Raw genomic sequence first — 24,813 nt, 5'->3', positions numbered from 1 at the left:
TTTACAAGTCTCGTTCCAACAAAAATTTATAGCCGGATTTGCTATTTTCAACTTGAAACAACAGCAAAACAGGGAGAAACAGCCCCATTTGGTGGTGGCAGCGTAGAATCTTTTCCCAGCAAGGTTTATTTTGAAACTGCCATGCTTCTTTTACCGGCATAAATTTGGTGTCCGGTTTATGTTTGGTCAATTGCTGCGGTAAATCTGTTTCTCCGGCTAACAATTGAAACAATTTGCTGTTAGCAATGAAAAAGCATCAATCATGGAACAGAAAAAAGATTTGCCGGAAGTACAGGTTAACAACCCGTACTCGGAAGACGAAGGCCTGCAGCAGACCAACAAAGACGGGCAAACCATCATAGACGGCGCGCACGAAACCGACCAGCTTGACGGTTTTAAAAAGAATGTGGACGAAGGCGGCCGTGCGGCTTATCCGGATTTGCATCAAGGTGCAGAACCCAGCGAAGGCGATAAATAATTTTGGGGGATAAAAACAGTATTTCTATTAATCAGCAATAAAATGAGATGCTGTTTTTACCTGCCTAAATTTAATAACACCAGTTTAAATACCCACATCGGGAATAAAATTGCCTGGTGTAAACCCAAATTTGGGCAACCGCTTCCCTGTTTACCGGTTTAAATACAGGGGTTTCTTTTGGAACAAGGTTTGAAAACATATGCTTTCAAACCTTGACCTGATGGAAACTTTAGCAGAAAAAACCCGGGAGTTTTTAATTGAACTGGACAATATTGATTTTCAGTTCATCATCTTTTTTCTTTCCCGCGAACCGATTGAACCTGATGACATCCGCGACCGGCTAAAAAACCATTACAAGTTTGAGGTAGAATGCGGAAAGGCTTATTTCGCTTTTTTAAAAAATTCAGACTTGCCTTTGGCCATCCGTAAAAAGTGCATCCAAAAGTTTGTCAACTTATTTGAAGACGGCGTTTTTGTGAATTGAGGAAATTTAGTTTTCCCCGAAACAAAAAAAAGCCTCAAAGCCATATTGCCATTTTACTATTGAAGTTGTTTAAACTTAATTCTGAATGCTTCTTTTAGGGCATAAAAATAAAGGACACACCCCTGGCCCCTCTCGAGAGGTGAAGCATGGCTTGCTATCTTTCCAACGTTTGGAAAGGCGTCGTTTGCAGGTTCCCCTCTCGAGAGGGGCCAGGGGTGTGTCCTTTAATAAATATCTGTACATGAACGGTGTAATGAATAATAAAAGTTTAAACAAGTTTATTTTCATCAGGACAAAGAGCCAATAAAAAAGCTTAAATTTTTGTGGATATTTTTTCAAAAACAAAGTAGCCTTGTAGATTGCTAACATTTTACCATGACAAAAAAAGCATTGATTTTCGATCTTGATGACACCATCTATCCCATTAAGCCTTATGCTGACGAAATGTTCGCCCCTTTGTTCGATTTGCTTAAACCACAATTAAGCAGCGAGGTTTACCAGCAAGTAAAGGAAGATTTATTGACCACGCCGTTTCATAAAGTTGCAGACCGCTATAAATTCAATAAGGAGCTTAAGGAAGAAGGCATGAAGCTGTCGGTAAAGATGACCTGTAATATCCCGATCAAGGCATTTGAAGATTACCAGATTGCCAAAGATTTACCGATAGAAAAGTTTTTGGTAACGGCGGGCTATACCGATTTTCAGAAAAGCAAAATAAAGCTTCTGGGCATCAAAAATGATTTTAAGGAGATTTATATACCCGACCCGGCAAAGTCTGATCTGAGCAAAAAGGACGTGTTTTTGCAGATTTTACAAAAGTATCATTTCTCGCCCGGCGAAGTGCTGGTGATAGGCGATAACCCGGAAGTAGAAATAGCCGATGCCCGGGAACTTGGGATCGAAACTTATTTATATGATTACCAGGGGAAATATTCTCCTGCCCTTGCAGACCATTACGGATCAAACTACGCCAACCTGCCAGAAATTTTAAATTAACAGGTATGCCTTTTCCTCGGCACAAGAAAAACTTATGCTTCTTTTAGGCTATAAAAATTGGTGGTTGGATTGATTGGAGCAAAATTGATACTTGCCAATTTTTAGGTGGTAAAAGAAGCATTCTAATGTATCGGAGTTGTTTCAAGTTTTTCCTGCTAAAGCTTCGGGTTTTGTGTTGAATTCCTTCTGTTAGGTCAAAACTCAGCACAAATTAAGATACAGAACTAAAACATCCTGAAATACAAAAGGCCGACAATGTATCGTCGGCCTTGGTGGGAGATACTGGGTTCGAACCAGTGACCCTCCCGGTGCAAAACCGGGATGCCCTGAACCAGTTAAGCTAACCTTCAATAATAAGTTTCTCTATCATTTTCCTGCTTTTCCAGCTTTTTATTTGACGTTCCCGGATGTTTGCACCGCTTTTCGAGGCATTTTCTTCTTTCCATTTCAAGCCCCAGTCCCCTGCCCGTCCCGTAAAGCCTTTGTGGTTGGTGTTGTGTTTTTTAATACGTTCATCAAGGCCAGCGGTCGAGCCAATATAATATTTATCCAACGTAGGGGAATACAGGATGTATGTAAAAAACATAAATTAAAAAAGGCATCCGTTTGGATGCCTTTGTGGGAGATACTGGGTTCGAACCAGTGACCCTCTGCTTGTAAGGCAGATGCTCTGAACCAGCTGAGCTAATCTCCCTATTTTTGTAAACCCTGCCGTGGCCCTCCCGGTCCGTAAACCGGGATGCTCTGAACCAGCTGAGCTAATCTCCCTATTTTTGTAAACCCTGCCGTGGCCCTCCCGGTCCATAAACCGGGATGCTCTGAACCAGCTGAGCTAATCTCTCTATTTTTGTAAACCCTGTCGTGGCCCTCCCGATCCGTAAACCGGGATGCTCTGAACCAGCTGAGCTAATCTCCCTATTTTTGTAAACCCTGCCGTGGCCCTCCCGGTCTGTTAACCGGGATGCTCTGAACCAGCTGAGCTAATCTCCCTTGCGTTTGGGACTGCAAATATAGGAGTGCAATTTATTTCTGCAAAATATATTTTAGTTTTTTTGTTTGAAGGAAAATCAGGATCAGTTTTAAGAAAATTTAAAGCCTAAATAATTTCTTAAATTTCCCCTATTTTAAAAATTTTCCTTGATCATTTTATGGTTAATGATCTTACAATCAGCATAAAACCCCTTACTATTATGCTCAACCCAAGTTATCACCGGTATTGGTTTCGATCAATAATAAAGACATACTGATAGTATCTAACTTTTCTAAAATATGGGCCATTGTATCTTCCAACTGGCCGTTCAAACCGTAATTTACCATTAAAGCCGTGTAGGTTATTCCTTTGTGAGGATCAAAACATGAATTTAAAGAAACGGCTTTATAACCATCCAAAGCTTTTTCGCCCAATAACAGTTCTAATTCACTTGCAGAATTACTGTCTAAAATAATATAATCAATCTCCATTTAAACCAAGTATTTTACCAGGCTCTTTACGATAAGCAGCTTCATTTGGTTTTGGGCAGGTTTAAAATTTGTTCAGAATATTTTCCATGCTTCTTTTACCACATCAAAATCATTGGCCCGTTGTTCTTTTTGTACCGAAACAGAATTTACAGGGATAAAAGAAGCATTGTAAATTTTTGAAGAACAGCATTTATACCAGCTTTTTGTTTATTTATCCTGGCTCAATATTATTTGTTCAACGCACCGGCCTTAATCTCTTCCACCGCGGCTGGATCCAGCAAAGTACTGGTATCGCCCAAATTCCCCGTATCGCCTTCTGCAATTTTTCTTAAAATCCGGCGCATAATTTTACCGGAACGCGTTTTGGGCAAACCGCTTACAAACTGGATTTTATCGGGCTTGGCAATGGCACCGATGATGCGCGAAACCGTCATCGTGATATCTTTTCGGGTGAGGTTTTCATCGCCGTGCATGGTTGGGCAAACGACAAAAGCGTAAACGCCTTGTCCTTTAATATCGTGCGGGTAACCAACCACGGCTGATTCTACCACATCGGTGTGCATGTTGATGGCGTTTTCCACTTCAGCAGTACCAATACGATGGCCGGAAACGTTCAGCACATCGTCCACACGGCCAGTGATTTTGTAGTAGCCGTCTTCATCGCGCAGGCAACCATCGCCTGTAAAATAACGGTTTGGGTAAGTGGCAAAATATGTGGTTCGGCAGCGCTCATGGTCGCCATAAGTGGTACGCAACATTCCCGGCCACGGAAATTTAATGCACAAATTTCCGCTGACACCGTTGCCTTCAATTTCCTGTCCGTTTTCATCCACCAAAACCGGCTGCACGCCCGGCAATGGCAACGTAGCGTAACCGGGTTTGGTAGGCGTAACGCCGGTAATCGGCGAAATCATCAGGCCGCCGGTTTCGGTTTGCCACCAAGTATCGGCAATCGGGCAGCGGTTTTGTCCGATTTTATCATTAAACCAATGCCAGGCTTCTTCGTTAATCGGCTCTCCTACCGAACCTAATTTAGTGAGCGAACTTAAATCTTTGCCTTTTAACGGCTCTTCACCAAAACTCATCAACGAGCGGATGGCCGTTGGCGCAGTGTATAAAATGTTGACTTTAAACTTTTGAACAATATCCCAAAAGCGGCCGGCATCTGGCCAGGTCGGGATTCCTTCAAACATCAAGGCGGTTGCGCCTTGCGAAAGCGGGCCGTAAACAATGTACGAATGGCCGGTGATCCAGCCAATATCGGCCGTACAAAAATGAACTTCGCCAGGCTGGTACTGAAAAACGTTGGCAAAAGTATAACCGGTATAAACCATATAGCCGCCGCAAGTATGCACCACGCCTTTGGGTTTTCCGGTTGAGCCGGAAGTGTACAGGATGAAAAGCATATCTTCTGCATCCATTTCTACGGCCGGAAAATCCGTTTGCCCGCTGGTTTCTACTTTCCGGATTTCATCTTCCCACCAAACATCGCGGCCTTTGATCATCGAAACCGGCGTACGGCTTCGGGTTAAAACAATTACTTTTTTTACCGAACGGCATTGCACCAGCGCATCGTCAATTACTGTTTTTAGCGGTGTTTCTTTGTTGCCCCGAAAACCGCCATCCGCCGTAATCACCAAATTGCATTCGGCATCAATAATCCTGTCGGCGATGGATTGTGCCGAAAATCCGCCAAAAACAACCGAATGAATAGCGCCAACACGCGCACAAGCCAAAACCGCAATGGCCAGTTCTGGCACCATCGGCATGTAGATACAAATGCGGTCGCCTTTTTTAACGCCATTATTTTGAAGGACGTGCGAAAACTGACAAACCTTTTGGTGCAACTGTTTATACGTCAAAATGCGGTGGTCTTCTTCCGGATCGTTTGGTTCCCAAATGATGGCCGGTTGGTCGCCCAAAGTTTCCAAATGTCGGTCAATACAGTTTTCGGTGATGTTCAACTTCGCGCCGGCAAACCATTTGATTTTAGGTTCGGTAAAATTCCAATCCAAAACAGTGTCCCATTTTTTGCGCCATAAAAAATTCTCGGCAATTTCGGCCCAAAACTTTTCCGGTTCGTTGATGCTGTATTGATAAACGTCTTGGTATTCTTCAAAGGATTTTACTTGCAGGTTCATTTGGTAGAAATTGTTTAGCTCTTGTTGCGTGTAAATCTAAAAATTTTGTTGTGAGAAGGATTGAAGCTGTTTAAATTCTGCCATAAAAATCCGCAATGCTTCTTTTAGCACACTAAATTTATGCCGATAAAAGAAGCATCGGGAATATGCGGAACAAATTTTAAACCGGCCCTTAACCGCTCAATAATTATTGGTTACCGTTCCAACCGGCCAAAAATTACGGCCGTAAACATCGTTCAACAAAACCGCAGTGCCCGTGTAAATCGCTGAAGCGCCGCAAATTAAACCTTCGTAACCGGCAATATGGGTGATGGTTTCGTTGCCGGTTGCATCGCCTGCGGCCAGCAAAAAAAACAAGATGGTTAACGTGGCAAAAACGAATTGCAAAGCCCGGTTAAGGCGCAATGTGCCGATAAACAACAAAGCGGTAAAAATCCCCCAAACGGTTAAATAGGCTGCCATTGCAGGTTTTGAAGTGGCGGCAACCCAGCCAAATTTCGGCATCACGATCAGGCCGACCAGCGTGAGCCAGAAAAAACCGTAAGAAATAAAGGCCGTCATGCCGAAAGTATTGTTCTTTTTTGATTCTAAAATCCCGGCAATTACCTGCGCAGTTCCGCCATAGAAAATCCCCATGGCCAAAATCATCGAGTTAAGTTCGAAAAAACCGGCGTTGTGCAGGTTGAGCAAAACGGTGGTGGTGCCAAAGGCAAATAAACCAAGCGGGCCGGGATTGGCAGAAGAATCCCGAAGCACGAGTTCGTTAATTTCTTTCATTATCAGAATGTTTTAGGTTGATTTTGGTTGAACAATAATACAAATTTTAGCTTTGTTTTTGGGCAGATGAAGTTAATTTGAAAGATTGCGGCAAAAAACCCCGATGCTTCTTTTACCACCTAAAAATTGGTGAAAACTAAAATTAAAAATAGTGTTGCTTTTTTTAAGCGGAATGCTGATATTTGCAAACTCTTTTTGAAGGAGAAGAAATAACAAAACATTTCATCATGTCTAGAATTTGCGATTTAACCGGTAAAACTTCTATGAATGGCTTCAGCGTTTCCAACTCAAATGCTAAAACCAAACGCAAGTTTCACCCAAACCTGAAACTGAAAAAGTTCTTCATCCCGGAAGAAGATAAATGGATTACGCTAAAAGTTTCCACTTCGGCTATCAAAACCATTAACAAAAACGGCATTTCCGCCTGTATCAATAAATTTGTAAAAAAAGGGTACATTTAAATAATTGTTTGTTGCTGGTTACAGTTGTCTGTTCATTGCAGTTTCAACCATTAACTATTAACAATCAACCATCAACTTAAAATACAATGGCAAAAAAAGGCAATCGAGTTCAGGTGATTTTAGAATGTACAGAGCATAAAACCAGCGGAATGCCGGGCATGTCCCGTTACATCACCACCAAGAACAAAAGAAATACAACAGAAAGACTGGAACTGAAGAAATTTAACCCGGTTTTGAGAAAAGTAACGGTACATAAAGAAATTAAATAGGCACATAGTTGATAGTTGATAGTTGATGGTAGCTGCACGTGGCTTCATCAATGAACTATTAACCATGATCCATTAACTTAAAAAAAACTCATGGCAAAGAAAGTAGTTGCAACCCTGAAAACCGGAAAAGGCAAAGAATATTCCAAAGTGATTACAATGGTGAAATCGCCGAAAACCGGTGCTTATTCTTTTAAAGAAATTATTGCACATAACGACCACGTTAAAGATGCAATTGCTGTAGCAAAAGCTGCAAACCAATAACCAGTTCTTATATCAGGATAAGAAAGCCGTTCCGAATTTACCGGAGGGGCTTTTTTTGTTATGAATACCTAATTTTATGCTGTAAAAGAAGCATCGCTTTTTCGGATTAAGCCTATGGGACTATTTGATTTTTTTAAAAAGAAAGAAAACGCCGTTGTAGAACAGCAGGACCTGGACAAAGGCCTGGAGAAAACCAAAGACAATTTTCTTTCTAAAATTACCAAAGCTGTTGCCGGAAAATCAACCGTTGACGAAGAAGTTTTGGATAACTTGGAAGAGATCTTGGTTACTTCTGATGTTGGCGTTGCAACCACGTTAAAAATCATCAAGCGGATTGAAGAGCGTGTGGCACGAGATAAATACTTAGGCACAGCAGAACTCAACGGAATTTTAAAAGAGGAAATCCAGCAATTATTAGCCGAAAACAACAGCAACGATTTCCGAAATTTTGAATACGGCAACCACAAACCTTATGTGATTATGGTGGTTGGCGTAAATGGCGTGGGCAAAACCACTACGATTGGCAAGCTGGCTTATAAGTTAAAATTAGCCGGAAATAAAGTGGTGATTGGTGCGGCAGATACTTTTCGGGCGGCGGCTGTTTCCCAGATCCAGTTGTGGGGAGAACGGGTTGGCGTGCGGGTAGTGGCGCAGGCGATGGGTTCTGATCCGGCTTCGGTGGCTTATGATACCGTAAAATCTGCCGTTTCCAATGGTGATGATGTGGTGATTATTGATACCGCAGGCCGTTTGCATAACAAAGTTGGTTTGATGAACGAGCTGACCAAAATCAAAAACGTGATGCAAAAAGTTATCCCAAATGCACCGCATGAGATTTTGTTGGTTTTGGATGCTTCGACCGGACAAAATGCCATCGAACAATGCAAACAATTTACGCAGGCAACTGATGTAAACGCATTGGCTTTAACCAAATTAGACGGCACGGCAAAAGGCGGCGTGGTCATCGGGATTTCAGACCAGTTTAAAATCCCGGTCAAATATATTGGGGTTGGTGAAGCACAAGATCAGTTGCAATTGTTTGATCGGAAAGCTTTTGTGGATAGTTTGTTTAAGAATAGTTAAGGATTTCACAGATTCTTAAAAGATTACACAGATTTTTATTGATGATTTCATTAATTTTTACTTGCTAAATAAAAATGGAAAATGATGTACTCACAGGAAAAATAATTGGTTGCTGTTTTGAAGTACATCGTGCATTAGGTCCGGGTTTTTTGGAGAAAATTTATGCTAAATCATTACAAGTTCAACTAAAAATTGAAGGTTTAAACTTTGAAGCAGAAAAAGAATTCAACGTTTATTTTCAAGAACAATTAGTCGGGAAATTTAGATGTGATTTATTCATAGAAAATAAGGTTATCGTAGAATTGAAATCAGTAACAGGCTTCCTACCAAAACTCTTTCATGCTCAATTACTGTCATATTTAAAAGCGAGTAAAATTAAAACCGGCTTGTTAATTAACTTTGGGAATCCGAGTTGTGAGATTAAAAGATTGTCGGTGTAAAACGAGCTAAATCGATGAAATCATATTACAATCAGTGTAATCATCTATAAAAATCGGTGAAATCATATTAAAATCAGTGAAATCCAAACAAATAAAATCAACTAAACCACGCATAAACGTTATCACGTTAGGTTGTTCCAAAAATATATATGACTCTGAAATATTGATGGGTCAACTTAAAGGAAATGCTTTTGACGTGGTGCACGAAAGTGAAAAAGTTGGCCGCAATGATATTGTCGTCATCAATACTTGCGGTTTTATTGACAATGCCAAGCAGGAATCCATTGATACCATTCTGCAATACAGCAAACTGAAAGAACAAGGCAAAGTTGGAAAAGTAATTGTAACCGGTTGCCTTTCTGAACGCTACAAACCCGAACTGGAAGCTGAAATTACCAACGTGGATGCTTTTTTTGGCACCAATAATTTGCACGAATTGCTGCAAAACATTGGCGCAGATTACAAGCATGAATTGTTGGGCGAACGTTTATTGACCACGCCTTCGCACTTTGCGTATTTCAAAATTGCCGAAGGCTGCAACCGTCCCTGCTCCTTTTGTGCCATTCCGTTGATGCGCGGCAAACACGTTTCTACGCCGATAGACGAGCTTGTTTTACAAGCAAAAAAACTGGCTGCCAGTGGAACGAAAGAACTGATCATGATTGCGCAAGACTTGACTTATTACGGTTTGGATTTGTATGGAAAGCGTAATTTAGACGAACTTTTAAGAAGAATTTCTGACGTGGAAGGCATCGAGTGGATCCGTTTGCAGTATGCTTATCCTTCCGGTTTCCCGATGGAAGTTTTGGATGTGATGAACGAGCGCAGCAACATTTGCAAGTATCTGGATATGCCCTTGCAACATATTTCTGATAACATGCTTCGGTCAATGCGCCGCGGTATCACGAAGCAAAAAACAATTGATCTGGTCAATCAAATTCGTGATAAAGTTCCGGAAATTGCATTGCGTACTACCTTAATTACCGGTTATCCCGGCGAAACGCAGCAGGATTTTGAAGAAATGCAGCAATGGGTGATGGATACGAAATTCGACCGTTTGGGCTGTTTTACTTATTCTCACGAAGAAAAAACACATGCTTATGATTTAGTGGATGATGTTCTGGAAGCAGTAAAACAGGAACGATCAGAAGCGATTATGGAAGTGCAGCAATTAATTTCGCACGAAAAAAACTACCAGAAAATAGGAGAAACGTTTAAAGTTTTAATTGATAAAATTGAAGGCGATTTTTTAGTGGGACGGACAGAATTTGATTCGCCGGAAGTGGACAACGAAGTTTTGGTTGATGCGCGCGAACAATATGCCGTTCCAGGAAGTTTTGTAAACGTCAAAATAGATGCGGCCGAAGATTTCGATTTGTATGGAAAAATTGTTCAGCCTAAACAAACCGCAAGCCTTGCCGAAGCGTTAGCTGTACATTCATGAAGGCAAGTTATATCGAGTACAAAGCAACCGGCAGCTTCTCCCCAACCGTTGTCAGCTACTTAGAAAACGATATTGCGTTACAGCCTTTTTACAGTTTCCGGCCAGATTTGGAGGGCTTCCGGCAACTGCTTCAACACAAAAAAAACACCGGTAAAAGAAGCATCTTAACAGAAGTTTTAAATTCACAATACGAAAAATTGCCGGTAAAAGAAGTATCCGATTTAACGCGGACGAACCTGGATTTGCTGAACCAGGAAAATACGTTTACCGTTACCACCGGCCACCAATTGAATATTTTTACCGGCCCGCTTTACTTTATTTTCAAAATTGTTACGGCCATTAATCTCGCTAAAGATTTAAAAGCCGAATTTCCCGATAAAAATTTTGTGCCGGTTTATTGGATGGCTTCCGAAGACCACGATTTTGCGGAGATCAACCACACGCAAATTGCCAGTAAAAAAATTGCCTGGAACGAAGATGTTTCGGGTGCAACCGGAAGGGTTTCGACGAAAGGAATCCGTCAGGCTTTGAACCAATACAAAGGCGTTTTGGGGATTGAAGGTTACGCCGATGAACTGGCTAAAATCGTAGAAACAGCTTACACCAACTACGAAAACCTGGCCGATGCAACGCGTTATTTGGTAAATGCTTTATTCAGCAAGTTTGGTTTAGTAATTGTTGATGCGGACGATGCAAGTTTGAAAAAAGAATTTGCGCCGATAATCGAACAAGATATTATCAACCAAAACAGCTTTAAAAACATCTCCGAAACCAATAAAAAGCTACAGGAACTTGGCGTTCACGTCCAGGTGAACCCGCGAGAAATTAACTTTTTTTACCTGGTAAAAGAAGTACGCGAACGGATCGTTTTTGAAGACAATCAATACAAAGTTTTAAATACGGAAATTGAATTTTCCGAAGAAGAACTGAAAGCAGAAATCGCAAATTATCCGGAAAGGTTTAGTCCGAATGTAGTGATGCGGCCGTTGTACCAGGAAGTGATTTTGCCAAACATCGCTTACATTGGCGGTGGTGCAGAAATTGTTTACTGGTTGGAACTGAAATCCAATTTTGATTTTTACGGTGTAGATTTTCCAATTCTCATCTTGCGAAATTCCGGTTTAATGGTGAGCAAAAGAGCAGCCGAAAAAACTGAAAAAATGGGTTTAACTTTGACTGATTTCTTTCAAGATACAAACAGTTTAAAAACAAATTGGATCAAAGCTAACAGTCAAAACCAGTTACAATTGAAACAGGAATGGCAGGAACTGGGCCAGGTTTTCGACCGCATGAAAACACAAAATTCCAAGATTGACCCAACTTTAGGCCCTTCCACCGAAGCCATAAAAAAACGTTTGGAACATGCTGTTTTTAACCTCGAAAAAAAGTTGATCAAAGCCGAAAAACGCAATTACGAAACGCGTTTAAACCAAATTGATCAGGTTAAAAACGAATTGTTTCCCGGTGGAAGTTTGCAGGAACGCAATGAAAACTTTGGTTTGTTTTATGTGAAACAAGGTTCGGAATTTATTGAGCAGTTGGTTGAACATTTTAAACCGCTGGATTTTCAGTTTACAATTTTAACGGAATAACAATCCAGTCATTTATACGCTTTTGTTATTTTGACCGCAAAGAGAAATCTTCTTTCAACAAAACAATTTTTAGGCGATAAAAGAAGCATTGGAAATATTCGTTTCAAAGAAGATCCCTCCTATCGTTGGGATGACAGAACGCAGAACTTCAAAGCACAAAACTTAACACCAATTTTATGTTGATAAAAGAAGCATCGCTACGAACTTTCACCGAAAATATTTTCCTGAAAATGGGTTGCAGCCAGCAACACGCGCAATTGGCTGCTGATGTTTTGGTAAAAGCTGATCTTCGCGGAATTGATTCGCACGGTGTGGCGCGGCTAAGCGGTTATGTGCGTTTGTGGGAGAAAAACCGGATCAATCCAAAACCAAATATCCGTATCGTACACGAAACGCCAACTACCGCAACCGTGGATGGCGATGCCGGATTGGGTTTGGTGGTTGCGCCTTTTGCCATGCAGGTTGCGATAGCAAAGGCCGAAAAATATGGTTCGGGCTGGGTTTCGGTGCGTAACTCCAACCATTTCGGTATTGCCGGTTACCATGCTTTGATGGCGGTTGAAAAAGACATGATTGGTTTTGCCATGACGAATGCAAGTCCGCTGGTTGCGCCAACTTTTTCCAACGAACGCATGTTGGGAACCAATCCCATGTGCTATGCTTTTCCCGCAAGGAAATACCCGCCTTTAGTTGTAGATATGGCCACTTCTGCTGCAGCAAACGGCAAGTTAGAAATTGCGCAACGAGCCGGAAAACCTGTTCCGGAAGGCTGGATTCAGGATGAAAACGGCGATTTTACAACTGATCCGCACGCTTTAAAATCCGGCGGTTCTTTGTTGCCTTTGGGCAGCGACCGCGAGCACGGCAGCCACAAAGGTTTTGGTTTGAGTGCCACGGTTGATATACTTTCTGCCGTACTTTCGGGCGCCAATTACGGGCCTTGGGTTCCGCCTTTTGTGGCTTATCTCGAACCAGACCCAAATCCTGTCGGAACCGGCATCGGCCATTTTTTAGGCGCGATGCGTGTAGATGGTTTCCGGCCGGTTGAGGAATTTAAACACCATTTGGATAATTGGATTGCACGTTTTAAGTCGGCAAAAACAGTATTGCCCAATCAAAAAGTCATTATCCCCGGCGAACCGGAACTGGAAGCCGAACTGAACCGAAAAGTAAATGGTATTCCTTTGGTGGATGCTGTGGTTAAGGATTTGAATGAGTTGGCGGAGAAGTTGGGTGTTTCGCAATTGCACTGATACTATTTTTAGTTAATTAAAAACAGTAATGTGAGATTGATTTAGTGTGAAATAAGTTATGGCAGATATACATTCTAAAGAAATCAGAAGTTATAACATGTCTCGCGTAAAAAGTAAGGATACTAAGCCTGAAATGCTTGTGAGAAAATTTCTTCACAAAAATGGGTTTCGCTATCGTTTGCACGTCAAAAACCTTCCCGGCAAACCTGATATTGTTTTACCTAAATATAAAACTGTTATTTTTATCCATGGTTGTTTTTGGCATGGACATGAAAACTGTAAGAAAGCATCTTTACCTAAAACCAGAACAGAATGGTGGACTGATAAAATTGGTAAAAATGGAGAGAATGATCAGAAAGCCGAAACAATACTTTCTAATTTAGGATGGAAAGTTATTAAAATCTGGGAATGTGAGCTTAAAAGCAATGTTTTCGAAAAAACTTTAAACAAACTATTAATAAACATTATTCCTAAGCATCCGTAAATTCTATCTACTATTTTATATTTTTACACAATAATAATCTTATAATAACAATAAAAGACGTGGTCGAAAAAAAATCACATATTGAACCATTAAAAGCAGTAGATTTTTTCTGCGGTGCAGGTGGCGTAACATGCGGTTTTAGACAAGCAGGTATTCAAGTTTTAGCAGGAGTTGATATTGATGTTGCTTGTAAAAAAACTTATGAAGAAAATAATCCCGGTTCTCAATTTTTATGTGCAGATGTTTCAAACCTTTCTTTGAATTATCTTTCTGATAAACTTAACATCAGCATTAATGATGACAACTTAATTTTTGTTGGATGTAGCCCGTGTCAATATTACAGTAATATTAACACGGATAAAACCAAATCTACAACAACAAGACTTCTATTAGAAGATTTTCAGTTGTTTATCAATTATTATAAACCAGGGTACATCATGATTGAGAATGTACCGGGTTTAGAAACAAAACAAGGAAGTCCTTTAAGTAATTTTAAGATTTTTTTAAAAGACAACAATTACACTTACCAGGATAAAGTAGTTAATGCAAAATATTACGGAGTTCCTCAAAACAGAAGAAGATATGTAATGATTGCAAGCAGGGTAAACAAAGAAATAACTTTTCCTATAGAAAACAAGATTGTAGAAAAAACTGTAAAAGATGCTATTGGTGATTATGCAGTTTTTAACGAAATCTCTGCCGGCCATAAAGATCGTACTGCATTTATTCATACTTCGGCCAGATTAACAGAAATTAATCTAAAAAGAATAAAGAGTACAATTAAAGATGGCGGATCAAGAAAAGACTGGAGTGAAGAACTTCATTTAGATTGTCATAAAAATCATCGCGGCCATACTGATGTTTATGGTAGAATGTCTTGGAATGGTGTTGCACCAACAATTACAACAAAGTTTAATAGTTTATCCAATGGTAGGTACGGACATCCGGAACAAGATCGGGCTATTTCTTTAAGAGAAGGTGCAACGTTGCAATCATTTCCGATCAATTATAATTTTCACGCTTCTTCACTGGTTAATATTGCCAAAATGATTGGAAATGCAGTTCCCCCCTGTTTATCCGAAAAAATAGCAGAAGTATTTATAAAATTTCAAAAAAGCTTATAATGACGGAAGAAAAAAAATCTTGTTCTGACGAATTAGTAATGAGATTTGACCCTAATACAATTGAACATTTGGGAGTTAAAATGTATTCAACATTACCTCCTGTAATTGCAGAGATCGTTTCAAACTCTTATGATGCAGAAGCTAAAAATGTTGAAATATGGCTTTTTGACAATGATGAAAATAAGTCAATAAAAATAAAGGACGATGGACATGGGATGTCATTTGAAGAAATTAATAGTCAATTTTTAAGAATAGGCAGAAATCGAAGAAAGGACACACATTCGCAATACAGTAAAAATAAAAAAAGATTAGTTATAGGTAAAAAAGGTATTGGTAAACTATCTTTTTTCGGCATTTCAAGTAAAATACAGGTTGAGACAGTAAGCGCAAGTATTAAAAACACGTTTATCTTGGATTGGTCTGTTTTGAAAAACACAGAAGATTTCGATGAGAATTACAAACCGGAAATTGTAACATTGAATGAAAATACAACAGATGAAGAAGGTACATTAATTACACTTTATAATATAAATAGAAAAACTTCTTTTAGTCCAGATGACATTGCTTACACATTAGCAAAAAGCTTTCAAGTATTTGATGAGACTGATTTTAATGTTTTAGTTTATCATAATATAGAATCAAATAAAATAGAAGTTAAAAATGAATTAAGATATAAAAATTTAAACCCTATTCATACTTGGAATTTTCCTTTACATATAGATAGATATCCAAAAGATTACTATTGTGAAGATCTTATTACAGGGAAAATAGTTCTTACAGAGGAAACTGTACCTTCTAAAATGCGTGGAGTATCATTATTTTCAAGGAACAAGCTTGTGAACGAATATGAGTTTTATGATATAAAAGCTACAAGCCACGGTTATTCTTATATAACAGGTTGGTTAAATGTTGATTTTATTGATCTTTTTAATGAAGACGTTATATCTACAAATAGACGTTCGCTAAACTGGGAAACAACAGAAACTCGTGATTTAAGAGCTTATTTAACTAAAACAATACAAGGCATTTTTAACGAGACAAAGAAACTAAAAGAAGAAAACAAAGTAAATAAATTTTTAGAGGACACAGGTATTTCTATTGAAGATTGGACAAACAAATTACCAGCACATGAAAAAAAACTAGCTAAGAAAATTGTACATTCAATTATAGGGAGTGAAGGCATAGAAACTTCAAAGGCAAGTGAACTTGTAAAATTTGTTCAAGACTCTTTTCAATTCCAATCATTTAAAGATATAGCTAACGAAATTCATGAAGTAGAAAACCTATCTACAGAAAGAATTTTAACTTTATTTAAAGAATGGGAATTAATTGAGGCCCGAGAGATGTATAAATTATCTTTAGGCAGAATAGAAACCATAAAAACATTTGAAAAACTTATAACAGAAAATGCAAAAGAGGTACAACAAATACATCCATTTTTTGAAAAATTTCCATGGATTCTTGATCCGCGTATAAATATGTTCAGACATGAATTACAATATGCCAAGATTTTGCAAGAAAATTACCCTGAAACAAATTTGGAGGAAAAAAACCGACGTATAGATTTTCTATGCACTTCTGTCTCAAACCATCGATTTATAATAGAAATTAAAAGACCTTTACATTTAATTACAAAAAAAGATATTGATCAGGCTAAAGACTATAGAAGTTTTATTGAGGATCATCTCGAAAGTAATGTTTATTCTCCTAACAGAGTAATAGCTTATGTTGTAGGAGGCAAAATTGATTTTGATGATAGAAAAACTAAGGATGAAATTGATAGTATGCAGAGAATTGATAAAGTATATGTAAAAACCTTTAATCAATTACTTACAGATGCCCGAAACTATCATAAAGAGTTTATTGATAGATACGAAAAGCTTAATAATACTTGATATCTGCAAATATTGCTCTAATTACTATTAAAATCAACAAAGCCAGTTTTTAACTTTCAATTTAAAAACTAATGCTACTCAATCCCCCGTAAACAACCGGCTCCAACAAATTTTGTGCATAAAAGAACCATCAATAGAGAAACATTCCTAGCTCATTCACATAAATAAAGCTTTGCCGACTATGTGGTCTCCAAGTATTAAACCCCAGAAACGGCTGTCTAACGAGTTATAGCAGTTATCGCCCAATCAGTGCCTGCTAATTGAAATTTGTACTTCCCAACCAAAAAAAAACTCCAACCAAAATAACTATTCTGCAGCCTTTTCCCCTTTTTCGCCCAGCTCCGTAATGCTTCCTTCCTTAAATAAAATTGCCTGAAGGGTTTCGCGCCAAAGTGGTTTTTGCCGGAGCAGAAATTCTAAATCCATCCCAAAATGCTTAAACTCTTCTTTTTGCGCGTTTTGCATGATGGCTTTTGCACTTTCGTCTTTCTCAACTGAAATGCGTTGTTCGTACCAGTTGATGGCTTCGGCTTCTTCGCCCAAAGAGGCAATCATACGTGCAAAAGTCCTGGTTTGTTCCGGCAGTTCGTGTGCCGGTTCGTGATATTGGTCAAATCCCATAAGTTATGTTTTTAGTTTCGGAATAAATAAAGCCCAAAGTACACATTTTATCGCATATCACCATAATAAAAATTGCCTTAAAGCTTTTGATCGGTCTGCCCTTGTTTTTTTGATGCTTCTTTTAGGGCAGTAAAGTTTGTATCGGTAAACTTCTAAAAAACAGAAAAACCCTTCGAGCGAAAGGTTTTTCTGTTGAAAATTACTTTTTCTTTTTTCCGCTGGCCATGTCTTTGCCGGCTTTGCTTTTTTCTTCTTTAGAAGCTTTTGGGTCTTTCAAGGTCTTTGCATCTTCGGATTTTGATTTGTCTTTCGTTGCCATAATTTTTTAGCTGAATGATAAATTGATTAATAGTTTGGTGTCAGTAAAATATCAAATTTCAGGCCGTAATTAACAAATTCATACTATTCAATCATTTGAAGCGTTTAATTACTTTTATATCTAAAACCAATAAAAAAACTTGTTTTTCAGCACAATAAAAAAATAAAGATTTCGTCTATTATCAACTACATTTTCTTTATCAAAATCAGGACAAGTGGAAAGTTTTTGCTACAATTATTCAACCTAAAGCAAACCTATTACTGAAATTTTACGTAACCCCTTTTAATCAATATAAATCGAAAACAGCCATTTATGAATAAGAATTTTTTTAAAAAATCTATCTTACTTTCATTAGCACTTTCCGTAACCATTATCAGTACAACCCTTAAAACTTTTACCCGTTCTTCTCAAACAAACCTCGCCCGGGCCAGGCAAAAAAGCACGCTTTCGCCACAAGAACTTTTGTATTCAACGTACCTTAGCAAAATTTACCAGACGGCAAATTTATATGCGGCCGGTTTAAACGAAGATGTTTTTGCCAAGGCCGTAACCGGTTTTTACAACCTGAAAAACACAACCAGTCTAAACGACCATAATTCCATCATCACCATTGTTGATTTTACCAAATCAAGCTGTGTAAAAAGGATGTGGATCATTGATCTGCAATCAGGATCACTGCTGTTAAATACCTGGGTTGCGCACGGACAAGGCAGCGGAGACGATCTGCCAAACCAATTTTCTAATATTGATAGTTCGCACCAAAGCAGCCTTGGTTTTTATTTGACAGGCGAGATTTATAACGGAAAACACGGCCGCTCTTTGCGTTTGGATGGTTTGGACGAAAACTTTAATACCAATGCCCGCCAGCGCGACATCGTGATCCACGGTGCTGATTATGTAAGCGAGCAAACGATCAAAAACTTAGGCCGTTTGGGCAGGAGTTTTGGCTGCCCGGCAGTTGCACCCGAACTGACACAGACCATCATTAACCTGATTAAAGACAAAACAGTATTATATATCAACGGCTCTGACAACCGCTACAGTTCTAAATACTTAGACCAGGATTTGGCGGCCAACTATCTTTTCCCCGAAGCCGCTATGCACGGCCCGTTGCAGGCCATGCTTTAGCAGATACTTCTTTTACGACAACATTTTTTGAATGTGCGTGTACAGCACAATATCCAAACCGTAAACATCCGGGCGATAAACCAGCTTTCCGTTTTCGGCCCAGCAAGTTACATACGTGATATAAACAGGAACCTTTTTTGGCAAAGAAAGGTTCCTTGCTTTTGGGTCGGTTTCCTGCATATCTTCTTTGATCTGCTCAAACTGGCTGCCATCACCAAACAACGTATGCGCCAAATCCAAAGGTTTTTCTAAACGCACACAACCGTGGCTCACGGCACGCATGGCTTGTTTAAAAGGTGCCTGGGCAGGCGTATCGTGCAAATAAACGCTGCTTTTGTTAGGGAACAAAAACTTGATCTTGCCCAAAGAGTTATCTCCGCCGGATTGCTGCTTAAAAGTGTAAGGCAAATTGTCTTTCGAAACAGAAGCCCAGTTGATGGTTTCCGGGTCTTCCACTTTTTTGCCGCCTTTGTAAACATCAATGTTTTTGTTGGAAAGGTAATACGGGTCTTCGGCCGCTTCCTTGATGATCTCGTTGGAGGCAATACTTTGCGGGATATTCCAAATCGGGTTTACCTGCACACTGTTGATTTCACTGTTCAGTTGGGGCGTTTCGCGCGTAAAAGGCACGTCGCGCACCTTGTCGTCTTCGCTGTACTCTGCCACATTGTCTTCGTTGGTTTTGTTCCTTCCCTCGCCCACACAAACTTTCATGTTTAAAACGGATGAATCATGGTCCATTACATTTAAACGATAATCCGGAATGTTCACGATGACATAACGTTCTTCCGTCGGTTTGTTTTTCCAGCGCAAACGCTCCAGGTTTACTTTCAAAATCCTTTCGGTTTCTGTTTTAGACATCCCCGGCGCAGTTTCGCCCGATTGCAACGCTTTCTGTAAAGCCAAATATTGCGGGTTTTTAGGCTGGATACTGTCCAAAAAGCTTTTCAAATTATTCACTTCTAAAACGTGTGTCATGCTCAAAATGTCCGGGCGTTTGGTCTCGGTAAAGTAACGTGCATATATTTTTTTAGGGCTAATGACGCCAAACTGCAGGGCATTGCTGTAATTGATCAATGAATTGGCAGTGAGGATTTCCAGTTCGGCCATGTTTTGATAAGCTTCGTCCACAGTTTTGATACTGTTTTTATCGCCTATTTTTTTAAGCAGTTCGCTGATCCTGTCTGATTGAAAAAGCTTCGGGTCTAAACCATGTTCGCCTGCCTTTTGATAGTAAGAGGCCATAACCTGCAACTCATCTTTTGGCAAATGCTGCAGCACAAACACCGGCTCGTAATTGTGCTGTTCGTAAAAAGCAGAAATGAGTTTAGGATTGGTCATTAAGGATTTTTTCTCGACCAGCATTTGTTGGAAAACTGTCGAAAAAGCTTCCGGGTCTAAGTTGTTGTAAACCTTGTTTTGGTATTTTTTGAAGAGGACTTGTGCCATTGGCGAATGCTTTTTCTTGCATCCATTCATCACGAAAAGCACCAAGATCGAAAGCAATACAATTTTAGTATAGCGGCTTATTTTATTCATTTTTTTTGTTTGAAATAGTTGATATAGATACACAATTTAGAAATATATGTTTTAACGTTTGGTTGTTCCGGTTTTGCATATTTGTTTACGGTAGATTTTTATCCATACTTCTTTTAGCACACTAAATTTATGCCGGTAAAAGAAGCATCAGTCATCAGCATAACTCCTTTTTGATTTTGGCGTTCCCGCATAACGGCTGGTCTCAATTGCATCCTGCACAGCTTTTGGCAAATTGGAAAGTAAATTGTAGCCTGTATTTTTTTCAATATCGCGCACGGTGCAAATGTACTGCATCCAGTTTGGGTTGATGCTGTTGTCGTTCGGCGTATCCACCGCAATCACCGTTGTGTTTTTGTTGATGCGTTTTAAATCCTGGTCGCCGTTCGGGATGATCACCACCACTTTCCAGATGTGGGCCGGTACGTTGATCCTGCCTTCGTCAATCGTTTCGGCATAACCTTTTGAACCCGTCCCGCCCGTGCCGTAACTGCCCATCATAATATAAACCTCGTTGCCTTGCTGCACCTGGCCGCGCGTAAAACTTTCCAAATGCTCCCAGGTGCGCTGGTTGTTATACGGTGCCTGCGGAACAATGTTGTCCAGCAAAAAAGTAGCAGAATTGGCATCCGAAGTATTGGTGCGGTCGCCGGAAGGGCAATTGTGGCCTTTATCAAAACCCGAACCCTGATAGCTGTAATCCTGCGCTTCGTACCAACCGGCGGGCAATTTGGTATCCGGCCGAAAATCGTTTGAACGGCTGGCGCTTCCCAAATCCGTTGCGCCCAAATGCCAGCAAACCCAGTTTGGCCCGCAGCGGTCGCGGCTGTAACTTTCGGTATAATATTTTTGGTTGATGAGGTAATTGTTGTAATTGCTGAGGCTGTGCGTGGCGCCGCTCGGGTTTCCCAACAGCAGATTATCGTTATCGCCAGCGGCAACAGAATCTGTAGGGCTGGGTTTTGTGCCCACAATTGTATCGCCCGTACTTACCGAAGTGCCGCCTTCGTTTTGAATGTCCCCGGTCCCACTGATCGTAAAATCATCCAAATTGATGCGGTTTTTACCGCCCGAAAGTTTGCGGATTTCAAACCGGATACGGCCCGTTTTATTGATATTGAAAGTTGCCGTTTGCAAATTATGGTTGCTGCTGATGATGGTTGCGCCAACTTGTTTAAAAGTTTTATCGTTGGAAGAAGCCACAAACAAAGCCCAGGCAGAAGCGCCGTCTTCGCCATAAGCTGCATGTTTAACGGTTACGGTTGAAGCACCATCCACATCAAAAAGCATACTGATCTTGCCATTGTTACGGATGCGGACGGACTGCTTTCCGGTTTTGTAATCAGCCTCGCTGCTGCCGGTCAGGGCATCCTGCAAAAGCCAATTGCCGGTTTTAAAAACAATATTTCCGCTTGCGTAGGCTGCTTTGTGGCCTTGCTCAAAATCTTCGGTCAGGGTTAAAGCTGTATGGTAATTTCCGCCATAACTTACGGAAGTATTGGTTGGCGGCGGCGCGGTTTGTTGAGGGTTATTTCCGCAGGAAGTTAAAATTACAGCCGTTAAAAACAACATGGCCAACCGGCAGGTTTTTGTCAATCGGCGTATTTTCCCGTCCTTCATTTCGCGATAAAATTACTACAAAAAATAGCAATTTATCAAATAAGAAAAACAGGAACCGGAATATTACAAATACAAACAATCGTCGCACAACTGCAAACCAAAACTGGTGTAATGAATATGCTGAACGATGGTTAGTTCGGTTTGGCAAATGGTGCACCTTTTAACCGCGGGCATTTTTTCTGAGTAAACATATACCGCGATTTCGTTTTGAGGCTGATCGTTTATTTCTGTATTCATTTTAATTAGGTTTGAGTGGCGTGCTGGTCATACAAAATCCTATCCTAAAACAACCGGCCGCATAAACGCTATTATTACGTGCATTTTTGTTAAAAGATGTAGAAAAAACACCCCTAAAAGAAGCATCAGAAATATTTTTGCGTAGAAGATCAGCAACAAAAGTTTTGCTTCTATCCTGTAAGCTTTTATTTATCACAACTTCAACCTACAGTTTTTAAATTGAAAAACAAGGCAATTGCAGTTTGATAAAATTTGCGAACGAAAAACTTTTTATTAGTTTTGCAGCAACAAACGGGGGATTAGCTCAGCTGGCTAGAGCGTTTGCATGGCATGCAAGAGGTCATCGGTTCGACTCCGATATTCTCCACTTTAAAAATCAGGCTTTTAAGTAATAAACTTGAAAGCCTGATTTTTTTTAGTCCAATAATAAGCCAGCATGTTTTCTTAACTTTTAGTAATTACGGTTCTGATTGCAGGCGTAAATCGTAAAGCAGTTTAGCTTTTTTTCTGGCCCTCATTTTTAGGTTGATGCTTCTTTTACCACCTAAAAATTGGTGTCTTTACCAGCTTAAACAAATCAAAACCAGGCATTCACCAATTTTTATATGGTAAAAGAAGCATAGTGCAAAGCATCAAAGAATTAGTTTAAACAAGTTTATTTACAACATCACTTGTTCCAAAAGGGAGTTCAGCAAAGTTTAATCATTTTATTTTATATGTTTGTTCATTAAATATATTTGTTCACGTAACGTGAACTTAACTATATTATGAACGGAAAACAAACAGTACAAACAGCATTTGACCGGTTTACCGCGATTACAGGAATAGAATTTCATTGGAAAGCTTTAGACAAGGAAATTGATGGCGAAGTAGATTTATTTTTCAACAAGGAAAAGCTGCATCTATTTGTGGAAACAAGAAATGAGCTTCGGCAACACCAACTTCCACAAATCTTTGCTTTGGCTGAGAAATATAAACCTTTGATGATTGTGGCAAACCATATTTTTCCAACGATAAAAGAAGCATTGCGCGAGGAAAAGATAGCTTACTTAGATGCAGCCGGTAATATCTACCTCCATGTGAACAAGCATTTTGTTTGGATAGATGGCAATAAGCCTATTGAAATCAAAAAGACAGTAACCAACCGGGCATTTACCAAAACCGGATTAAAAGTAGTGTTCCATCTGTTACAAAATAAAGAAGCAATCCAACAGACTTACCGGCAGATTGCGGGAGCAACAGACGTAGCTTTAGGCAATATTAACAATGTAATATCTGGCTTGAAAGAAACAGGTTTTGTTTTGCAGATTGATGAAAAGAGGATGCAATTACAAAACAAAAAGGCGTTGTTAGAAAGATGGATCGCAGGATATCGGGAAACATTAAAGCCTTCATTATTGATTGGCAATTATAAGTTTTGGAATCAGGAGAATTTAACCAATTGGGAAAGCTTGCCCATCAATCAGGATAAAAATGTTTGGGGAGGAGAACCGGCAGCAGCACTACTGACAAACTACCTAAAACCTGCAATTTTAACTTTATATACAGGCGAAAACAAAACTGCTATCATTCGCGAGTGGAAATTGATACCTGTTGCAAAGGGAGAGGTTCAGCTTTATAAGAAATTTTGGGCTGTTGAAGATGCTAAACCTTTTACTTATGCTCCTATCCTACTGGTATATGCTGACCTGATTATTACCGATGACCCCAGGTGCCACGAAACCGCAGAACTGATTTATAATAAATACCTGAAAGATGAATTTGAGCGGTATTAGGCAAGGAGAATTAAAAGAAGTATTTGATGCCTTGGAACAAGCATTTGATATAGTAGGAATTGATTTTTACCTGGTAGGCGCGCTGGCAAGGGATGTATGGTATTCAAGGGAAAACAAGGTATTTCGTACAACAAAAGATGTGGATTTTGCAGTAATGGTTGGCAGCCAAAAAGAATATGAGGACTTAAAAGCATACTTGATTGCACAGAACAAATTTCAGGATACGAAGGAAAACCAATTTGTCATGCTTACTCCTTCAGGTGTACAAGTAGATATATTGCCATTTGGAGAAGTAGATATAGATGAAGGGGTAAAACTGGAAGGAATAGGACTGGCAAACATTAAGGTTAACGGCTTTATGGAAGTTTACCAATCAGGGACGCAACAAGTTAAGATCGAGACAGGCCATCAGTTTAAAATAGCAACCCTGCCTGCAATAGTCCTTCTAAAGTTTATTGCCTTTGATGACCGCCCGGAACACCGTTTAAAAGATTCGAGAGATATTGCTAATATCCTAATACACTTTTTTGACTTGCAAACAGAATTGATCTATGAACACTACAGCGATTTATTTGGTGGTGAGGATTTGGACTTGGAAGAAATTTCAGCTATTGTTATCGGCCGTGAAATTAAAAAAATTATTGGCACCAATGAAAGCCTGTTAATGAGGCTTCAAAAAATCATTACAGGCTTAATAGAAAAACAAGAAAACAGTGCCTTTATTAGGAATATGGTTAGTGAGATAGATAAAACTATTGTGCAAGTATTATCACTTTTAAAGGCAATGTTAATAGGACTAACCATTGATAGCTAATTTACACTATTCCGAGGATGCTTTTTTGAAGTTACATTTCAACAAATTCCCAAAATTACGCATCAATCCCTGATAATAGGTATCAGCTATCGTAAATTTCAAAAACATTAGAAAATTTTA

At 39.6% G+C, this 24,813-nt stretch carries 27 protein-coding genes and 2 tRNA genes; 18 read left to right on the top strand and 11 right to left on the bottom strand.

The features are described from left to right. Position 1: 1 nt before the first annotated feature. Complete coding sequence (locus V5804_RS09885) at positions 2-160, bottom strand: hypothetical protein (protein WP_369591227.1); 159 nt, start codon at positions 158-160, stop codon at positions 2-4. A 102-nt stretch (positions 161-262) separates the two neighbouring features. Here V5804_RS09885 and V5804_RS09880 point away from each other — a divergent pair, with 102 nt between their 5' ends. From V5804_RS09880 to V5804_RS09870, 3 genes are all read left to right on the top strand, one after another. Further along, positions 263-478 carry a hypothetical protein gene (locus V5804_RS09880; protein ID WP_369591226.1) on the top strand — a complete coding sequence of 72 codons (216 nt, stop codon included), beginning with the start codon at positions 263-265 and terminating at the stop codon, positions 476-478. A gap of 220 nt (positions 479-698) precedes the next feature. After that, a complete protein-coding gene (locus V5804_RS09875; RefSeq protein WP_369591225.1) occupies positions 699-962 on the top strand; it encodes a hypothetical protein in 264 nt (87 codons plus the stop codon). Between the two features lie 375 nt (positions 963-1,337). After that, positions 1,338-1,958 (top strand): HAD family hydrolase, encoded by a 621-nt coding sequence (locus V5804_RS09870; RefSeq protein WP_369591224.1) that lies wholly within the window; start codon positions 1,338-1,340, stop codon positions 1,956-1,958. Between the two features lie 340 nt (positions 1,959-2,298). Here V5804_RS09870 and V5804_RS09865 read toward each other — a convergent pair whose 3' ends face one another. The 5 genes from V5804_RS09865 to V5804_RS09845 form a co-directional block, all read right to left on the bottom strand. Further along, entirely contained in the window at positions 2,299-2,544 is a 246-nt protein-coding gene (locus V5804_RS09865) for a GIY-YIG nuclease family protein (protein WP_369591223.1), read from the bottom strand. 33 nt (positions 2,545-2,577) lie between these two features. After that, positions 2,578-2,652, bottom strand: a tRNA-Val gene (locus V5804_RS09860). Positions 2,653-3,152: 500 nt separating this feature from the next. Further along, positions 3,153-3,419, bottom strand: coding sequence for a hypothetical protein (locus V5804_RS09855; protein WP_369591222.1), 267 nt, complete (start codon positions 3,417-3,419; stop codon positions 3,153-3,155). A 227-nt stretch (positions 3,420-3,646) separates the two neighbouring features. Further along, a complete protein-coding gene (gene acs / locus V5804_RS09850) occupies positions 3,647-5,560 on the bottom strand; it encodes an acetate--CoA ligase (RefSeq protein ID WP_369591221.1) in 1,914 nt (637 codons plus the stop codon). Between the two features lie 180 nt (positions 5,561-5,740). Continuing rightward, positions 5,741-6,337 carry an acetate uptake transporter gene (locus V5804_RS09845; protein WP_369591220.1) on the bottom strand — a complete coding sequence of 199 codons (597 nt, stop codon included), beginning with the start codon at positions 6,335-6,337 and terminating at the stop codon, positions 5,741-5,743. A gap of 227 nt (positions 6,338-6,564) precedes the next feature. Here V5804_RS09845 and rpmB point away from each other — a divergent pair, with 227 nt between their 5' ends. The 11 genes from rpmB to V5804_RS09790 all read left to right on the top strand — a co-directional run bounded on the left by rpmB (position 6,565) and on the right by V5804_RS09790 (position 16,643). Beyond that, positions 6,565-6,798, top strand: a complete 234-nt coding sequence (rpmB, locus tag V5804_RS09840; protein ID WP_157567072.1) for a 50S ribosomal protein L28 — start codon at positions 6,565-6,567, stop codon at positions 6,796-6,798. Between the two features lie 86 nt (positions 6,799-6,884). Then, positions 6,885-7,067 (top strand): 50S ribosomal protein L33, encoded by a 183-nt coding sequence (rpmG, locus tag V5804_RS09835; RefSeq protein WP_157567070.1) that lies wholly within the window; start codon positions 6,885-6,887, stop codon positions 7,065-7,067. A 90-nt stretch (positions 7,068-7,157) separates the two neighbouring features. Further along, positions 7,158-7,328, top strand: a complete 171-nt coding sequence (locus V5804_RS09830) for a DUF4295 domain-containing protein (RefSeq protein WP_157567067.1) — start codon at positions 7,158-7,160, stop codon at positions 7,326-7,328. 114 nt (positions 7,329-7,442) lie between these two features. Next, a complete protein-coding gene (ftsY, locus tag V5804_RS09825) occupies positions 7,443-8,411 on the top strand; it encodes a signal recognition particle-docking protein FtsY (RefSeq protein ID WP_369591219.1) in 969 nt (322 codons plus the stop codon). 74 nt (positions 8,412-8,485) lie between these two features. Continuing rightward, positions 8,486-8,851 (top strand): GxxExxY protein, encoded by a 366-nt coding sequence (locus V5804_RS09820; RefSeq protein WP_369591218.1) that lies wholly within the window; start codon positions 8,486-8,488, stop codon positions 8,849-8,851. A gap of 76 nt (positions 8,852-8,927) precedes the next feature. Continuing rightward, a complete protein-coding gene (gene rimO / locus V5804_RS09815; protein ID WP_369591217.1) occupies positions 8,928-10,295 on the top strand; it encodes a 30S ribosomal protein S12 methylthiotransferase RimO in 1,368 nt (455 codons plus the stop codon). After that, entirely contained in the window at positions 10,292-11,887 is a 1,596-nt protein-coding gene (gene bshC / locus V5804_RS09810; protein WP_369591216.1) for a bacillithiol biosynthesis cysteine-adding enzyme BshC, read from the top strand. The genes rimO and bshC overlap by 4 nt, the downstream gene beginning before the upstream one ends. A gap of 176 nt (positions 11,888-12,063) precedes the next feature. Next, entirely contained in the window at positions 12,064-13,140 is a 1,077-nt protein-coding gene (locus tag V5804_RS09805; RefSeq protein ID WP_369591215.1) for an Ldh family oxidoreductase, read from the top strand. Positions 13,141-13,198: 58 nt separating this feature from the next. Then, positions 13,199-13,624 (top strand): very short patch repair endonuclease, encoded by a 426-nt coding sequence (locus V5804_RS09800; protein WP_369591214.1) that lies wholly within the window; start codon positions 13,199-13,201, stop codon positions 13,622-13,624. A gap of 59 nt (positions 13,625-13,683) precedes the next feature. Next, complete coding sequence (locus V5804_RS09795; protein ID WP_369591213.1) at positions 13,684-14,748, top strand: DNA cytosine methyltransferase; 1,065 nt, start codon at positions 13,684-13,686, stop codon at positions 14,746-14,748. Beyond that, positions 14,748-16,643 carry an ATP-binding protein gene (locus V5804_RS09790; protein WP_369591212.1) on the top strand — a complete coding sequence of 632 codons (1,896 nt, stop codon included), beginning with the start codon at positions 14,748-14,750 and terminating at the stop codon, positions 16,641-16,643. Before V5804_RS09795 ends, V5804_RS09790 begins: the two co-directional genes overlap by 1 nt. 156 nt (positions 16,644-16,799) lie before the next feature. Here the strand turns inward: V5804_RS09790 and V5804_RS09785 are convergent, their stop codons facing one another. Then, the gene (locus tag V5804_RS09785) at positions 16,800-16,889 is read right to left on the bottom strand and encodes a S26 family signal peptidase (protein WP_369591211.1); all 90 of its coding nucleotides are present in this window, start codon (positions 16,887-16,889) and stop codon (positions 16,800-16,802) included. A gap of 60 nt (positions 16,890-16,949) precedes the next feature. Further along, positions 16,950-17,264 carry a hypothetical protein gene (locus V5804_RS09780; RefSeq protein ID WP_369591210.1) on the bottom strand — a complete coding sequence of 105 codons (315 nt, stop codon included), beginning with the start codon at positions 17,262-17,264 and terminating at the stop codon, positions 16,950-16,952. A gap of 631 nt (positions 17,265-17,895) precedes the next feature. Here V5804_RS09780 and V5804_RS09775 point away from each other — a divergent pair. Beyond that, the gene (locus V5804_RS09775; protein ID WP_369591209.1) at positions 17,896-18,711 is read left to right on the top strand and encodes a murein L,D-transpeptidase catalytic domain family protein; all 816 of its coding nucleotides are present in this window, start codon (positions 17,896-17,898) and stop codon (positions 18,709-18,711) included. Between the two features lie 12 nt (positions 18,712-18,723). On the opposite strand, the gene V5804_RS09770 is transcribed toward V5804_RS09775, so the two are convergent. From V5804_RS09770 to V5804_RS09760, 3 genes are all read right to left on the bottom strand, one after another. Further along, the gene (locus V5804_RS09770; RefSeq protein WP_369591208.1) at positions 18,724-20,250 is read right to left on the bottom strand and encodes a L,D-transpeptidase family protein; all 1,527 of its coding nucleotides are present in this window, start codon (positions 20,248-20,250) and stop codon (positions 18,724-18,726) included. Positions 20,251-20,397: 147 nt separating this feature from the next. Continuing rightward, positions 20,398-21,819 (bottom strand): DNA/RNA non-specific endonuclease, encoded by a 1,422-nt coding sequence (locus V5804_RS09765; protein WP_369591207.1) that lies wholly within the window; start codon positions 21,817-21,819, stop codon positions 20,398-20,400. Between the two features lie 111 nt (positions 21,820-21,930). Beyond that, on the bottom strand, positions 21,931-22,104 hold the full coding sequence (locus tag V5804_RS09760) for a hypothetical protein (RefSeq protein ID WP_369591206.1): 174 nt from the start codon (positions 22,102-22,104) through the stop codon (positions 21,931-21,933). A gap of 293 nt (positions 22,105-22,397) precedes the next feature. Here V5804_RS09760 and V5804_RS09755 point away from each other — a divergent pair. The 3 genes from V5804_RS09755 (at position 22,398) to V5804_RS09745 (ending at position 24,693) form a co-directional block, all read left to right on the top strand. Beyond that, positions 22,398-22,471, top strand: a tRNA-Ala gene (locus tag V5804_RS09755). A 400-nt stretch (positions 22,472-22,871) separates the two neighbouring features. Next, positions 22,872-23,879, top strand: a complete 1,008-nt coding sequence (locus tag V5804_RS09750; RefSeq protein WP_369591205.1) for a type IV toxin-antitoxin system AbiEi family antitoxin — start codon at positions 22,872-22,874, stop codon at positions 23,877-23,879. Beyond that, positions 23,860-24,693 carry a hypothetical protein gene (locus V5804_RS09745; protein WP_369591204.1) on the top strand — a complete coding sequence of 278 codons (834 nt, stop codon included), beginning with the start codon at positions 23,860-23,862 and terminating at the stop codon, positions 24,691-24,693. Before V5804_RS09750 ends, V5804_RS09745 begins: the two co-directional genes overlap by 20 nt. The last annotated feature ends 120 nt before the right edge of the window (positions 24,694-24,813 follow it).

Source organism: Mucilaginibacter sp. (genome assembly GCF_041088075.1).
GTDB lineage: Bacteria > Bacteroidota > Bacteroidia > Sphingobacteriales > Sphingobacteriaceae > Mucilaginibacter_A.
Note: the sequence above shows the minus strand (reverse complement) of the source record. Positions and strands in the feature narration are given on the sequence as shown.